The organism is Lutibacter sp. TH_r2, assembly GCF_033101135.1.
Classification (GTDB): Bacteria; Bacteroidota; Bacteroidia; order Flavobacteriales; family Flavobacteriaceae; genus Lutibacter.
Genome location: NZ_JAWMPV010000002.1, coordinates 381,277 through 396,229, shown reverse-complemented (window position 1 = coordinate 396,229; position 14,953 = coordinate 381,277). Strand labels below are relative to the sequence as shown.

Below are 14,953 nucleotides of genomic sequence, written 5' to 3'. Positions count from 1 at the left end.
TTAATTTCTATTGAATAGATTTAAATATATTTTTTTTAGAGTTAATTTTAATAGTTTTTTAAAATTAAAATGTTCTAAAACCATATTAGATTTTATTTTTTCCGTTCTTATTTTCTCATAAAATTTATCTAGTTCTACTTTCGCTTCTTCAAAACCTCCATGACTGGCTACCATTAAACAAGTTTCTAATTTCATTTTATCAACCTCTGCAGTAGTTTTTGCAGTTGGATGTGTATAGGCGTGTGCAAAACTTTGCTCTATTCTATCTAACTTAAATGTTTTTGATATTTTAATCCATAAATCTACATCCATACAAAAAAATAATGATTCATTTAACGGACCACATTGCTCCCAAGCTTGCTTTGTAAAAAAACAGGCTGGTTGCATAAAATCTTTCTTGTTAGACCATTTAAATAAAGATTTTGTAGTTATTGGATTGTAATATTCTGGTGTATAAACTACAGTATCATTAATATTAATAATATGTCCAATTCCAACTACCGCACCTATCTCTTTACCCCATGTATATTCGCCAATTGTTTTAAATGTGTTTGGTAATAAATAATCATCACTATTAATCCAATAATAAATATCTCCCGTTGCTTTTAAAAAACCTTTGTTTATAGCATCACTTTGGCCATTGTCTTTTTCACTAACCCAATAATGTAACTTATTCTGATATTTTTTAATTATTTCAACGGTTTCATCTGTACTACCACCATCTATAATTATATATTCAAAGTTTGGATAATCTTGATCTAAAACTGATTGTATAGTTTTCTCTATAAATTTTCCTTGATTGTATGAAGGTGTTACAATAGATATTTTTGGGTAGTTATTCATGAATCTTATTTTGTTTTGCAGTTTAGTTACTTGAGAACTTAAAACATTGCTTTATTCTATCAAATACTAGTAGTTTAGGGTAGTTGTAATGTTTTTTTATTATTAGCTTTAAATTATAGTTTGTAAAGAACCTTATTAGGTGATGGCTTTTATCTCCTATTTTTTTATACTTTAAAATTTTCTCTACTACTTTTTTATCTTTTTGAGATATTTTATACGCTACCTCATTCTGTAACAAGTTATCAACTTCTTTAAGATAATCGTCCATAAATTCTAATGATAGCTGGTTGCTTGATCTAATTCTAAATCCACTTAATAAAGATTGAAGAGTGTATAGTTTTTCGTATCTAAAAAATCTTAACCATAATTCAAAATCACCTGCATATTTTAAGTTGGTGCTAACTTTTGATCCTGCTTTTTCCCATAAACATCTTCTCCAAAAAACCGATTCTTGCTGAATCCACTTAAAATCATTTGTATAGTAATTAAATTTAGACCATCTTTTAAAATTATCTATTCTAATTGTTCTTCCTTTTTCATCATAAGCCGATGGTATTCCAACTAACCAATTTACTTGGTTAAAATTTAAAAACACTTCTGAAACTATAGAAAAACCTCCTTTTGCATACATATCATCTGAATTTATCCAAGCCATAATTTCACCTGTTGACTTATCAAACCCTTTTTGAATAGCATGGTACAAACCACTGTCTTGTTCTGAAACCCAATACGATAGTTTAGATTCATATTTTTTTATAATTTCAACTGAACCATCTGTGCTTTCTCCATCAATAATTATATACTCTAAATTAGGATAATTTTGATTTAGAACTGATAAAATTGTCTGCTCAAGATATTTAGCTCCATTAAAATTTGGAGTTATTATTGATATTTTTGGTAATTTGCTAGCATCCATATTTCTAACTATCTCTTATAACAATTGTTTTTCGTTTTGTATTTCAATTTATAGACTTAATGTTTTACAATAACACTAATCATCTATTTTTTTATTACACTCATCCAAAATTCTTTATTTCCTTCGTAAGGTATTTCAGATCTATACCAAGCATGGCAAGCAAAAGGCAACTTCTTGTATTTATTATACAAAAATGCTGGATGTCTGTCCCAAGAGAATAAAATAGCTTGGTTTACATTTGGTGTTTTTATTTTTTTATAAATCAAACTTGCTTGCATAAAAAAAACATCCTCATTGGCTTTGTAATTTTGTGCTAAATAATTTAAGTTGTTTTTATATCCCATTAATCTAAATGGAAAAGAAAAAAACCATTTATAAATATTAAAATTAGCTTTATTCTTTAATTTATTCTTTTCTTCATTTAACTGCTTCATATTTTTTAAAGGAGCTTTAGATGACACTAGTTTTATAACAGTTTTAATATTTCTTAAAGAAAGCCCTCCATTTCCTGGAAACCATTCTTTAGCGCCTAAATTAGGGTTTCCTCTATAATTTTCAAACCAAACACCTCCTATATAATCATAACCTTTATTCGCCCATGCTAATAATTCATCTTTAATAACATAACAGTCTGTTTGGTATAGTAACATATAAGAATAATTCTCAAATGTTTTATAAAAATTGGCTGAAAGCATTAAGCTGTTATATCCCTCAATATTCGCAAAATATTCTTCCTCAAAAAAGGTATAATTTGTTATTTCTTTAAATTTACTTTTATAAAATTTAATATTTAGTTTTTTGGAACAAACAAAATGAATATTGTAATTTGATAATACCTTAATACATTGTAAAATAGATATAATTTCAAACTTATTTAAAGTTTCCTTGTAAATAGGAATAACTATACAAATTTCTTTTTTTATCATTATCGATTTTGCTTGAAAATAATTATTCAATTATTTCAAATTTTTTATCTTTAAATAACCTAAAACCAAAAGTTAAATAACATAATTGATTTAGTAAAAACTTTTTACTTTTAAGTTTTTGCTTTTCTTTTTTTAAGTTTGAAATTTCAATTTGGGCTTTTGAAAAATCAAAGAAAGATCCATATTCTTTTACAAAAAAATCTGCATGTTTTACACTTAAATAATTAAATAAATAGTTTTGCTTTTTATCTGTTAAATCTTTAACCATTGATTTTGATTTAACTCTATAGTAAAATAGTGTTTTATCTATACATTTTACTTCACCATCATTTTTTAATATTGAAATCCAAAATTCCCAATCTTCCCATCCATAAATCATAGCAACATCATAACCGTTCACCTTTTCCCAATCACTTTTTTTAAAAACTGCAGAACAGAAAATCATATTATACCGTACTAATTTTTCTAAAGAAAATTCGCCTAATAACCATTTTCCATTTTCTTCTCCAAACATCTCGGCTTTACAATACACCACTTTTAAATTTAAGTTTTTTTCAAATTCTTTTAAAGCTAATTCTAAATATTGTTCACCAATTTTATCGTCTGCATCTAACGGTAAAATGTAGCTACCTAAAGCGCTTTTTATACCAGTATTTCTAGCGTTACTTAAACCTCCATTTTTAATTTCAATATATTTAAATCGGTTATCTTTGGTTAACCACTTACTAGAAACTTGTTCAGTATTATCTGGTGAACCATCATTTACAATTATGCATTCCCAATTTATATAGGTTTGGTTTAAAACTGATTGTAAAGCCTCATCCAAATATTGAGCTTGATTATAACAAGGGACTATTATTGAAACTAATGGATTCATAATTATTTAACTCTCTTTTTTTTTAAAATATTTGATCCTTTTTTTTTAAACCTAAAAATTAAATTCTCTTTTTCTTTAGCAATTAATTTAGCAATTTCACTATTAAAATAAGTATTGAAAATTCTTTTTCTTTTATTAAGAATTAAGATTCTTTTCAAAAAAACAAATACTTCTATTCGTTCTTTAAATTTTAGATCTTTATTCATAAGAAAAAAATATTTAAAATGTATTTGTGTTAATTTTTCTCTTTTCTTTTTGTTTTTAAAGCCTAATAATTCTAATTGAAAATCTATAGAAGGAAGCACACAGTAATCTTGATCTTCTTTTTTCAGTAAACTTATACTTTCACTATGTGTTCGATAACTTATTAATTTCTTGTCACTATTAGTTACATCATATTTTTGTGCAATTCTTATCCATAAATTATAATCTTGAGCATATTTTATGTGTTCATTATACTTAAATTCTTTAAGAACGTTTGTTCTAATCATTATTGAGGAATGAATTAGTTGATTTTTAAAAAATAGCTTTTCTTTTAAATTAGAAACTTCAACATTAATTTCTCCAATTTGATTATTTCTTTCATCAATTAAATAAGCTGATGAACCCACAATTGCTAATTTTTTTTTACTAGTATTAAATATGTTTAATTGAGTAGCTAATCTATTTAGTTTACAACTATCATCTGCATCAATTCTGGCTATAAATTCTGTTTCTATAATATTTAAAGCTTTATTTAATGATTTAGTTAAACCTATATTCTCATTATTTTCTATCAATCTAATTCTTTTATCAGAATAAGAATTTATAATAGCTAAACTTCCATCAGTACTACAATCATTTATAATATAAAACAGAAAATTTGAATAGGATTGATTTAAAACACTATCAATACACGTTTTTAAATACTTTTCAGCATTGTAAACAGACATTAAAACCGATATTTTTTCTTTCATTTAAATTATATATAACCCCAACCTGGAAGGCTAGAAGAGTTAAAATCATTTTTATCTTCCAACATATTATCAATTATTTTAATACCTAAATGTCTAAAAAACGTTCCCCAACAGTCTGCTAAATACATAGGTGTCTCCATATAGTCCCAACTACTATATTTATATTTTTGCTTATCTAAATTCTTATCAAAAAATTTATGAATTTTACCTTTCGGATACATTCTATAGGAAAAACTACCATCTCTTTTTTTATCATTTAAAAGTGTTTGTTTCATTAGATGTAATTTTTCAAAAACTTCATCTTTCCTATAATCAGTTTGTTTTAAACAACGTAAATATATTTCAATAATATCATAATCTTCACAAGCTCCACCTTCACTTGTTTGAATTAAACCATTTGTTGTATGCATTTTTAAACAATGATCTATAATTTTACTTGAATAAGGTATTTCTTTATTGTAATAATCATAAAATAAATAAATATGTGCCGCACCATAAGCTTTTGCATAATTACTTTCTGTAGTTATATTATCTCCCCAAAAACCATTTTCAATATTTTGATTTGCATTTAAAAACTGAAAAATTCTTTCCATATAGCTTTTGTATTCCTCTTTATCTACATCTAAATTTGCTATACTATAGGTGATAAAATACATAAAAAACATGAGCTGATTTGAAGTTGCCCAAAAATTCTTTTTTAATGAATTTTCAAGCTCGTTATCTACATATTTAGTGTTTAAATTATTTAAAAATGGAAGTTCCATATTTTTCACTCCTAAAACATCTAAAGCTAATAATGTAAAAAATGAAAATTGTGGTATTACATAACTTGAGTTGTGTTCTGGGTGTTTGTGATATTTATAATTAGCATCTATAAAATACCCTTCACTATTTCTAGTGCTTAATAAATACTCTATTATTTTATTTTTATTTTCAATATTTTCACGAAGTAAATTTTTAGTCAATACAACAAATGATGTACTTAAAATTGTTTGGTTTGAATATTGTGAAAATTTAAAACCATTTTCTGTTTTTATTTTGTTAAAATACCTCATTTATTTAATAGCTATAAACATCCATTGATTTATAATATGATAATTACTAAAATATTTTTCAAGAATTTTTTCAAGTTCTGTTTCCGTAAAAATATGTAAATGGTATGGATTTGTAATTCTTAAATCTTTTGCCTGTCTATCGGTGTCTGGAAAAGTAGAGGTTCCAATTAACACTCCGCCACTATTAAGAACTTTTGACATTTCAAAAATATATTTTTCTCCATTTTCTTTAGTAAAATGTTCAATTGTTTCAAATGCAGTTACTACATCAAATTTTTCACCATTTAAAAAACTATTATTTAAAGCATCTCCAATAATAAAATTTGTATTTTTTAAATTCCAAAAACTTCCACTAAAATCAATCGCTTCTTTTTCAATATCAAAAGCGGTAACTGTTTTACTATAGTTACTTAATATTGTACTTCCCCAACCAATTCCACAACAAGAATCTAACACCTTTTTATTTTCACAAAACACTTTTCCTGCAAAAAAATATCTCTTTAACATGGTGTGTGTATAACCTGTTTTCATAAAATTCTCATCTCCCGGAAAAGCTCTTTCCTCCTTCGCAATAAATTTCACTAAATCAGGATTAAAACTTAAAATTTTATCGATTGTTATTTTATGTTTTACTTTTTCTTCTTCATAAATATAATTCACTATTGATAAATTAATTTTATCTAGATCTTTCTCTAAATTAAAATCGACTCTGTTTTTTATAACTTTTGCCGGGTTTCCATAGGCTATACAATTTTCAGGTATAGATTTTGTTACAATACTACCTGCACCAATTATACTTCCATCTCCAATATTAACTCCATCAAGTATCACAGAATTAGCTCCAATCCAAACATTATCTCCTATTTTTATACCTTTTCTACTTTCACCTTGATATTGAATTGGAATATTTTTAAATGAAAAATTATGGTTTGCTGAAATTAAAGTGCAACTAGCTTCAATTTGTGTATAACTTCCAATTTTAACACCTCCATTACCGTAAATTATAGAATAGTTGTTTATTAAAGAATTATCTCCTATTTCAATAAAGCCTCCATATGTTAAAATATTTGCCCCTGTACCTAGCGTAAAATCACATCCAATCTTAAGCACTCCATTTTGATTTTTTAGAACTGCTAGTTCATGTATTTTTGAGTTTTCACCAATAATTATATTGTTTGGAATAACTCTCTCGTTTTTAATTAGTCTAATTAATTTTTTCCTTTTTTTTAGTAAAAAAAGAATATCAATTAGTAAATATTTTATTTTTTTAATCATCAATACTAAATTCAATTTTATTAGTTGTTATACCTGAATAAAAGTTTTTATAATTAAATTTTACGGGTATATTTCTCCACCAAAAAATGCATTCTTCTCTATTTTCATTGAAAATGGCTATAAAAAGGTACATTTTTAAACCGTTTATATGCAAATCTTTAAGTGTTATACTTAATTCTCCTTCACCCTCATTTAAATCAATTACACTGCTATTAACTTTATTATTAGCTTGAAAAAAGTCTATTCCACTCATTATTGAAGCTCTTAAAACTATATCTACATCTAAATTTTTTAATTTATTTTTAGTTTCATATTTAATTTTAATAGATAATTCTGTTTCATTATTAAAATTTATATTAGAATTAATAAGTTTAGGAGAAAAATTTACATCTTTAATTATAAAGTTTTTATTACCAGTAATTACTTTTTCTATTTCTTTTTCAGAATTAAAATCAGCTAACGAATCTTTATAATACTCAATGCTTTTTTCTACTTCACCATAATAAAGTTGATTTCCTTTACTGATAGCAATACCTCTATTACAAAACGTTGTTATTTGGTGCAGATTATGAGAAACTAAAACAATTGCAACTCCATTTTTTCTTAATTCTCCTATTCTATCAAAACATTTTAGTTGAAAATTTATATCACCCACAGCCAACACTTCATCTATTATTAATACATCAGGCTCCATTTGAGCTGCTACAGAAAAACCCAAGCGTACTTTCATACCACTACTATAATTTTGCACAGGCATTTCAATAAACTCACGTATTTCGGCAAAATCTATAATTTCTTCTACTTTACTGTCAATTTCTTTTTTAGTAAAACCTAAAACAGCCCCATTGTTGTAAATATTTTCTCTTCCTGTAAGTATTGGATTGAAACCTGCTCCAAGCTCAATAAGTGCTCCTACTCTACCTTTAATAGTTACTTTTCCTTCATCAGGATTTATTAAGCCGTTTAGTATTTTTAATAGTGTAGATTTACCTGCGCCATTATGCCCAATTAAACCTAAACATTCGCCTCTACGAAGTTCAAAATTAATATTTTTTAATGCCCAAAACTCTTGAGAACGTAAAGTTCTTTCTTTAGAATTACCACGAACATTGGTAAATAAATCTTTTACTCCATACCATAAACTTGTCTTTAAGTCTTTACAAAACTTTTTAGATAGGTTTTCTACTTTTACCAAGACTTCGTTTTCTTTCATTTTAAATTTTTATCACCTGTTCTAATTCACTTTTATTAGATTTCTAGCTATAAACAAACATTCTTAAATCTATTTAGGCACTCATCCGTTCCACCAATACAGGAATAGATACTCTATAAAATACCAATCCTAACAATAGTAATGGAATACAAGCTACTAAAACAATTATAAAATAGGTTGTATAAATTGGTGTTTGTCCAACTATTAAATCTCTAGTTGTTGCAATAATTGGCGTTAATGGATTTAACTCCATAATTGTTTTCATTAAACCATTTTTAGGCACCATATAAACTACTGGCGTAGCATACATTAAAAAACCCAACCCTAAATTAATTACTTTTTTCACATCGTTATACAACATACCTATTGGGGTAATTAAAATACCTATAGTTGTTCCAAATACTATGGTTCCTATAAATGCAAATGGAAAAAGCAATAAACTGGTATGGAAACTTACCTTAAATACCCATAAAAAAATGAATAACAAAAGTATTTTTACAAAGCTATTAAACAATAATTTATAAATTCCAGATACCAACAAGGCTTCTTTTGGAAAGTTAATTTTAGATAATATTCCTTTAGCTGCAATTGTACTAGTCATAGGAGAATCGATTGCTTCTTTTAAAATAGACCACAATAAAGTTCCTGAAAAAGCATACACAGGATAAGGTATACCAGTATCTGTTAATTTTATAGTTCCTGTAAGATTTAAAAACACCCAAACAAAAGCAGTGGTTAAAGGTGTTATAAATGCCCACATAATACCTAAATAGCTTTGACGATATTGCGCTTTTATATCTCTAACGGCCAATTGTTTAGATAAGAAACGAGAATTATAGATATCTTTTAAGCTCTCTTTTAACAGCTTTCCAATATGAACATTACTTTCTTTTTGGTAAATTTTTGTTTCTAGTTTCATACATCTAAAAAGTCAAATTGGTCTTCAATTATTTTTGAATGGGGTTATTTTTTGACTATTAAGCTGTAAATATAGCTGTTTGTACATGAATTTGAAAATGTTTTTTTAACGCATTCACTCATGTTTATTTAGAGTCTTTTAAAAGTTGCCCGACAAATAAAAAAAGTCGCCCGACTTTTTGAAAAAGTTGCCCGACTTTTGAAATTTGTTGGTGGACTAGTTTCATTTATGTTTACAATTTTGAAAATTATCACTTTCAACCAAGCAGATTACTTCGTCGCTATTGTGACTCGTAATGACGAAAGGTAAATAACGTCATTGCGAATGAAACGTAGGGAAATGAAGCAATCTCTTTTTTGCGATGAACTTATTACTTCGTTTTTTCAAAACCTCGTAATGACAGTTGTTGTTTTTATAGGTAACTTAACTTAAAATTGAGAGCTTCAATCCAAAAGGTTCCGTGTCAAGCAAGATAGGTAAGCAATTTTTCTTTTTCTCGTCATTTCCAACTTGATTGGAAATCTTCCATTTTTAAACCTAAAGACCTCCAGTCAAGCTGAAGGTGACGTTATATCCTGTTCTTTGTAATAACAGATTACTTCGATTTCTTCAAAACCTCGTAATGACAGTTGTTGTTTTTATAGGTAACTTAACTCAAAATTTAGAGCTTCAAGCCAAAAGATTCCGTGTTAAGCACGACAGGAAAACGATTTTTCTTTTTCTCGTCATTTCCAACTAGATAGGAAATCTTCCATTTTTAAACCTAAAGACCTCCAGTCAAGCTGAAGGTGACGTTATATCCTATTCTTTGTAATAATAGATTACTTCGGTTTTTTCAAAACCTCGTAATTACGAAAAGGTAGAAACAACTTATTATCAAATTATTCTTCCTATTTTTGCAGTATGAATTCAATTAAAAACGATACTATTATTGCGTTAGCTACATCTGCTGGTGTTGGAGCTATTGCTGTTATTAGACTTTCTGGGGAAAAAGCTATTGAAATTGTAAATGCTAATTTCAATTCAAAATTTGGAAACAAAGATTTGAATACTGTAAAATCGCATACCATTCATTTAGGAAATATTGTTGATGATAAGCGTATTATTGACGAAGTTTTAGTGTCTGTTTTTAAAAACCCGAATTCGTACACTGGTGAAAATGTAGTTGAAATAAATTGTCATGGTTCGGTTTATATTCAGCAAGAAATTATTCAATTATTTATTAAAAAAGGTGTTCGTAATGCTGATGCTGGTGAATTTACCCTACGTGCCTTTTTAAATGGTAAAATGGATTTAAGTCAGGCGGAAGCTGTGGCTGATTTAATTTCTTCTAATTCTGAAACTTCTCACCAGGTTGCAATGCAACAAATGCGTGGTGGCTTTAGTAATGAAATTCAAAATTTACGTCAACAATTACTGAATTTTGCTAGTTTAATTGAGCTTGAACTTGATTTTGCTGAAGAAGATATTGAATTTGCAGATAGAACTGAATTCAATAATTTAGTTACTAAAATTAGTAGTGTTTTAAAACGATTAATTGATTCTTTTGCATTAGGAAATGTTCTAAAAAACGGAATTCCTATTGCTATTGTTGGAGAACCAAATGTTGGAAAATCAACGCTGTTAAATACACTTTTAAATGAAGAAAAAGCTATTGTAAGTCATATTGAAGGAACTACTAGAGATGCTATTGAAGATGAAATAAATATTGATGGTGTTGCATATCGATTTATTGATACTGCTGGCATTAGACACACTCAAGATTTTGTTGAAAATATTGGTATAAAAAAAACGTATGAAAACATTGAAAAGGCACAATTAGTGCTGCATTTAATTGATGCTTCTAAAATAAATGAGTTAGATACTGCTATAAAAGAATTGACTTCGAAATACCCTTCTAAAAAGATTTTAACCATTGTAAACAAAGCTGATTTACTTTCTGAAAAAGAAATTTCAGACCTCAAATCTCAAATTTCAAATCTAATAATTCTGTCAGCAAAGCATAAAACAGGAATTCATAAACTAACTACAACGCTCACTCAATTAGCAAACAAAGGAGCGTTAAGTAATAATGAAACCATTGTTAGTAATTCTCGTCATTTTGAAGCTTTAAACAATGCCTATAACGCTATAAAAGAAGTTCAAAAAGGAATTGATGCTCAAGTTAGTACAGATTTGTTTGCTATAGATATTAGACAAGCACTCTTTCATTTAGGTGAAATTACCGGTGAAGTAACTACCGAAGATTTATTAGGTAATATTTTTGCTAATTTTTGTATCGGTAAATAAATTACAAAAAATCACATAAAAAACCACCTCTAAACACAGAGTTATCAACAGATTTCTTTCGTTTTCAGCATGTAAAATTTTGTAAAATTTTGTAAAATTTTGGGGCTATTTGTATCTTTATTGTACCTCATCAGAGAATTGTTATTGAAAATTTTTTGATGTGTCTAACTTGTGAAACGATGATACACTATGACACACACAGATACATTCTGACACACTATGACATAATAATTGATGAGTTAATTAAACTTAATATTTTATGAAAATTAGAAAAAAATGCCTCAATTGCGGTAAGCTCTTTTTTGCCCAAATGACAACAACTAAGTATTGTAGTCATTCTTGTAATCAACAACATTACAGAATAAAAAAGAAAAAAGAACGAATAAAAGAACAAGCATTAATTGCTCCTCGAAAAGTTGATGAAACACCTTTTGAAGATAAGTTAATAAAGCTTCAAAACCAAGATTTTCTTAGTATTGCAGATGCTTCTACATTATTAGGGGTTAGTAGATCAACAATTAATAGATTGTTAAAAAATGGACTTCTAATACATTCCAAAGTTGGCTCAAGAATTGTAATTAAAAAGATTCATTTAGAACAAATTCTTATACCTCAAACAATTACGGGTATTAGAGAGGAGAATATTCAATCAAAAACCCATAACAATAGAAATTCGTATTTTTACACCAAGGAAATCCCTGACTATTATGATATTTCTATCAGGACTTTAGACAGGCATTTAAAGAAACAGAATATTAAAAAATTTAGAGATGGGAAAAATACATATGTTTTAAAAAAAGATATAGAAAGGATATTTGGAAAACCTACAAAAACCCCAAACAAAAATGGCTAACGTAACCCTGCGGCAAAAGAAAATTGCAAACGATAAAATCAGCTTATATCTAGACTACTACCCTCCTATTATCAGTCCTAAAACTGGTAAGGAAACCAGACGTGAATTTTTAAAATTAAAAATTTACAATAGTCCACAAAACCAGCTTGAAAAAGAACACAATAAAACAACCATAGAGCTTGCTGAAGTTATAAGAGCAAAAAGACTGGTACAGATTAAAAATAAAGAATTTGGCTTTAAAGAAAATATTGAGCTCAATGTAAACTTTGTAGAATATTACTATTCCATTGTTGAAGATTATATGAATAAAGGAGGCAGAAATAATGGTCTTAATTGGCAAGCTTCTTATAAATATTTCACGTCTTTTATTGGTAACAAGATTAGTTCTCAAAATTTAACACTGGGAATAGCAAATAAGTATCGAGAATACCTTTTAACAACCACCACTTTAAAATCGAACACCAAAACACTCTCTCAAAATACTGCGGCTACCTACTACAAACATTTCATTTTTGCTTTAAAAAAAGCATTCGCAGAGAATATTATCTCCACTGATATTGCAAAACAAACTGAATATATTAAACAAGAGCAAACCTTTAGAGAATACCTTACCGAAGATGAACTAGTTAAACTCTGGAATACAGATATAAAATTTCCCCAGATCAAAAGAGCGGCTTTGTTTTCAGCATTAACTGGTTTGCGTTTTGTAGATATCAAAAATCTTAGTTGGGAAACAATTTATGGAGATCAACATCAAGGGTTTTATATTAAATTGAAAGAACAAAAAACTGGAAATATTCATAATCACCCAATTTCAACCAATGCTTTTGATATTTTGAAACAAGAAGAAACTTCTGAAGGTAAAGTTTTTGAAAACCTTAAATACGATCAAGTTTCAAGATACCTGAAACCTTGGATAAAGGATGCCAAAATTCATAAAAAAATTAGCTTCCACAATTTTAGACACAGTTATGCTACTTTACAACTAGCAAATGGGACAGATATTTATACTGTTTCTAAACTTATGGGGCATAAAAATGTGACTACAACACAGATTTACACTAAAGTAATGGATAGAAACAAAATTGAAGCTGCTAACAGAATAAAACTAGACTTGAATGGATTATAACCAGATTTATTTTAACACTTTCAATCACCATATAAAAATAGCAGAAAAGCTATTGAAGAAAAATAGTAAAACGCTAAAAAATAATGGATTTTCATTTAAGTATTCGTACGGTTTTCTATCAGATGAAATTTCTATTTATAAAGATCATATTTACAAAATTTTCTCCTATGAAAATAAGCTTGAACTCTTTAGAATATTTAAAAACAGAAATAAAATTTTTGAATCAGATCCAATAAATCTAATTGTGCAACATAAAATGATTCCATTTTTAAAGAAAAATGATGTACTACGTGAAATAGATCTTGAACATTTAATAAAATCAATTGCAAAATATGAAGCTGTTAGAACCTCTGGAAGATTATTTCAGAATAATAACCAACTCTACCAATTGATGTATGACTTAAACAATTTTAGCAAGCTAGAGTTAAAATCATATGGCACTTCAGTTAGAAATACAGCTATTTATAAAAAACTACATTCGAAATTATTTCCTACTCCTAAATCTTCAAAAACAAAGATTGTAAAAAGTAAAAGCTCTGAAGATGAATTTTTAAATGTGAATGAAGTTGCCGAACTTGTTAATTATGCTGTTCCTACTATTTATGATCTAAAGCATAAGGGGAAGATTCCATTTTATAAAAATGGAGCAAAACTTCAGTTTAAGAAATCTGAAATACTAGAATGGATGGAAAACGGAAAAGGAATTACTAAATCAGACATTGAAGAAAAAGCAAACGAATATTTATTAAAAAATAAATTTTAATTAATTATGCGTAAAACAAACGTTTGTTTTACGCATAATTCCAATAATATTATGGAAAAACAATATTACACCTGTCAATTTTGTCAAGAAGAATTTATTCCAAAAAGAAGAAAAGTTCAAAAATTTTGTTCAGATACTTGTAGAAACAAAAACCACTATCACAAAAATAATAATGTAAAAAAGGAGCCTATTGAAATACTAAATGAACCTATAGAAGCTGAAGAAAAAAAGAAAAATAAAGTTGAAGAAATGAGTACTGCTGGAATCGGTAATGCGGCACTTGGAAGTTTAACAGGGATTGCAATAGTTGAATTACTCAAGAAATTCTTAACTTCATTTGAAAATAAAACTGCTACAAAAGGTGATATTGAAAACCTTCTTAAAGGTTTAAATCAAAGATATTTTCCCGTTGTTAACGTAGCACCTCGTTTTAACAAAAGTACCTATTACGACAAGCAAACAGGAAAAATTGTATTTTATGATAAACAAACCCAAATGTTTGAACTTCCAATTATGGATCTTCAATAATTAAAAACTAACCAGATCTATTTATATTTGAAATCTAAAACTAGTAATTAAATGCAAATACAAGATTTAGTAGGCACCTATAACATTATTGGAAGTAACCAAGATAATTCTGATATCAATTACAAGGGAAAACTCACTCTAGAACTAGATTTAAATAACAGAATACTTGCCAAATGGCTTATTCATAAAGACCAAGAACAAATAGGATCTGGTTTTTTTAAAAATAATATCTTGGTAATAAACTTTAGCTATTTAGGCGAAGATAATGAGACCTATAAAGGTGTTGTGGTTTATAAGTGTTTATCACCAAATATTTTAGAAGGTTTTTGGTCTGAAGAATTTGGAGATCCTTTATATCTGGGAGAAGAACGTTGTTTTAGAATTAAAGATGAAAAAGAACTTTTAAATTAA

At 27.3% G+C, this 14,953-nt stretch carries 15 protein-coding genes; 6 read left to right on the top strand and 9 right to left on the bottom strand.

Translation table 11 applies throughout. From position 1 onward, the window contains the following. The 9 genes from R3X25_RS09130 to R3X25_RS09090 form a co-directional block, all read right to left on the bottom strand. Nucleotides 1-843, bottom strand: coding sequence for a glycosyltransferase family 2 protein (locus R3X25_RS09130; RefSeq protein WP_317674063.1), 843 nt, complete (start codon nt 841-843; stop codon nt 1-3). Between the two features lie 22 nt (nt 844-865). Then, nucleotides 866-1,759, bottom strand: coding sequence for a glycosyltransferase family 2 protein (locus R3X25_RS09125; RefSeq protein ID WP_317674061.1), 894 nt, complete (start codon nt 1,757-1,759; stop codon nt 866-868). Between the two features lie 83 nt (nt 1,760-1,842). After that, nucleotides 1,843-2,685 (bottom strand): DUF5672 family protein, encoded by an 843-nt coding sequence (locus R3X25_RS09120; protein WP_317674059.1) that lies wholly within the window; start codon nt 2,683-2,685, stop codon nt 1,843-1,845. 22 nt (nt 2,686-2,707) lie between these two features. Continuing rightward, entirely contained in the window at nt 2,708-3,562 is an 855-nt protein-coding gene (locus R3X25_RS09115; RefSeq protein WP_317674057.1) for a glycosyltransferase family A protein, read from the bottom strand. 2 nt (nt 3,563-3,564) lie between these two features. Then, nucleotides 3,565-4,518: a glycosyltransferase gene (locus R3X25_RS09110; RefSeq protein WP_317674055.1), complete on the bottom strand. Its 954-nt coding sequence runs from the start codon at nt 4,516-4,518 to the stop codon at nt 3,565-3,567. Nucleotides 4,519-4,523: 5 nt separating this feature from the next. After that, entirely contained in the window at nt 4,524-5,573 is a 1,050-nt protein-coding gene (locus R3X25_RS09105) for a hypothetical protein (RefSeq protein WP_317674053.1), read from the bottom strand. After that, entirely contained in the window at nt 5,574-6,848 is a 1,275-nt protein-coding gene (locus R3X25_RS09100) for a methyltransferase domain-containing protein (RefSeq protein ID WP_317674051.1), read from the bottom strand. It lies immediately after the preceding gene. Beyond that, nucleotides 6,841-8,061 (bottom strand): ABC transporter ATP-binding protein, encoded by a 1,221-nt coding sequence (locus R3X25_RS09095; RefSeq protein ID WP_317674049.1) that lies wholly within the window; start codon nt 8,059-8,061, stop codon nt 6,841-6,843. The genes R3X25_RS09100 and R3X25_RS09095 overlap by 8 nt, the downstream gene beginning before the upstream one ends. Nucleotides 8,062-8,134: 73 nt before the next feature. After that, a complete protein-coding gene (locus R3X25_RS09090; protein ID WP_317674047.1) occupies nt 8,135-8,980 on the bottom strand; it encodes an ABC transporter permease in 846 nt (281 codons plus the stop codon). Between the two features lie 903 nt (nt 8,981-9,883). Here R3X25_RS09090 and mnmE point away from each other — a divergent pair. The 6 genes from mnmE to R3X25_RS09060 all read left to right on the top strand — a co-directional run bounded on the left by mnmE (nt 9,884) and on the right by R3X25_RS09060 (nt 14,953). Continuing rightward, the gene (gene mnmE / locus R3X25_RS09085; protein WP_317674045.1) at nt 9,884-11,269 is read left to right on the top strand and encodes a tRNA uridine-5-carboxymethylaminomethyl(34) synthesis GTPase MnmE; all 1,386 of its coding nucleotides are present in this window, start codon (nt 9,884-9,886) and stop codon (nt 11,267-11,269) included. Nucleotides 11,270-11,528: 259 nt separating this feature from the next. After that, the gene (locus R3X25_RS09080; RefSeq protein ID WP_317674043.1) at nt 11,529-12,122 is read left to right on the top strand and encodes a helix-turn-helix domain-containing protein; all 594 of its coding nucleotides are present in this window, start codon (nt 11,529-11,531) and stop codon (nt 12,120-12,122) included. Beyond that, nucleotides 12,115-13,251 carry a site-specific integrase gene (locus R3X25_RS09075; protein WP_317674041.1) on the top strand — a complete coding sequence of 379 codons (1,137 nt, stop codon included), beginning with the start codon at nt 12,115-12,117 and terminating at the stop codon, nt 13,249-13,251. Before R3X25_RS09080 ends, R3X25_RS09075 begins: the two co-directional genes overlap by 8 nt. Further along, entirely contained in the window at nt 13,241-14,014 is a 774-nt protein-coding gene (locus tag R3X25_RS09070) for a helix-turn-helix domain-containing protein (protein ID WP_317674039.1), read from the top strand. The genes R3X25_RS09075 and R3X25_RS09070 overlap by 11 nt, the downstream gene beginning before the upstream one ends. Before the next feature lie 51 nt (nt 14,015-14,065). Beyond that, the gene (locus R3X25_RS09065; RefSeq protein ID WP_317674037.1) at nt 14,066-14,542 is read left to right on the top strand and encodes a hypothetical protein; all 477 of its coding nucleotides are present in this window, start codon (nt 14,066-14,068) and stop codon (nt 14,540-14,542) included. 51 nt (nt 14,543-14,593) lie between these two features. Then, nucleotides 14,594-14,953, top strand: a complete 360-nt coding sequence (locus tag R3X25_RS09060; protein WP_317674035.1) for a hypothetical protein — start codon at nt 14,594-14,596, stop codon at nt 14,951-14,953.

Excerpts from the sequence above, each read along its gene's own strand:
- R3X25_RS09130 (WP_317674063.1), bottom strand. The coding sequence starts at position 843 with ATGAATAACTACCCAAAAATATCTATTGTAACACCTTCATACAATCAA.
- R3X25_RS09125 (WP_317674061.1), bottom strand. The coding sequence starts at position 1,759 with ATGGATGCTAGCAAATTACCAAAAATATCAATAATAACTCCAAATTTT.
- R3X25_RS09120 (WP_317674059.1), bottom strand. The coding sequence starts at position 2,685 with ATGATAAAAAAAGAAATTTGTATAGTTATTCCTATTTACAAGGAAACT.
- R3X25_RS09115 (WP_317674057.1), bottom strand. The coding sequence starts at position 3,562 with ATGAATCCATTAGTTTCAATAATAGTCCCTTGTTATAATCAAGCTCAA.
- R3X25_RS09110 (WP_317674055.1), bottom strand. The coding sequence starts at position 4,518 with ATGAAAGAAAAAATATCGGTTTTAATGTCTGTTTACAATGCTGAAAAG.
- R3X25_RS09105 (WP_317674053.1), bottom strand. The coding sequence starts at position 5,573 with ATGAGGTATTTTAACAAAATAAAAACAGAAAATGGTTTTAAATTTTCA.
- R3X25_RS09100 (WP_317674051.1), bottom strand. The coding sequence starts at position 6,848 with ATGATTAAAAAAATAAAATATTTACTAATTGATATTCTTTTTTTACTA.
- R3X25_RS09095 (WP_317674049.1), bottom strand. The coding sequence starts at position 8,061 with ATGAAAGAAAACGAAGTCTTGGTAAAAGTAGAAAACCTATCTAAAAAG.
- R3X25_RS09090 (WP_317674047.1), bottom strand. The coding sequence starts at position 8,980 with ATGAAACTAGAAACAAAAATTTACCAAAAAGAAAGTAATGTTCATATT.
- mnmE (WP_317674045.1), top strand. The coding sequence starts at position 9,884 with ATGAATTCAATTAAAAACGATACTATTATTGCGTTAGCTACATCTGCT.
- R3X25_RS09080 (WP_317674043.1), top strand. The coding sequence starts at position 11,529 with ATGAAAATTAGAAAAAAATGCCTCAATTGCGGTAAGCTCTTTTTTGCC.
- R3X25_RS09075 (WP_317674041.1), top strand. The coding sequence starts at position 12,115 with ATGGCTAACGTAACCCTGCGGCAAAAGAAAATTGCAAACGATAAAATC.
- R3X25_RS09070 (WP_317674039.1), top strand. The coding sequence starts at position 13,241 with ATGGATTATAACCAGATTTATTTTAACACTTTCAATCACCATATAAAA.
- R3X25_RS09065 (WP_317674037.1), top strand. The coding sequence starts at position 14,066 with ATGGAAAAACAATATTACACCTGTCAATTTTGTCAAGAAGAATTTATT.
- R3X25_RS09060 (WP_317674035.1), top strand. The coding sequence starts at position 14,594 with ATGCAAATACAAGATTTAGTAGGCACCTATAACATTATTGGAAGTAAC.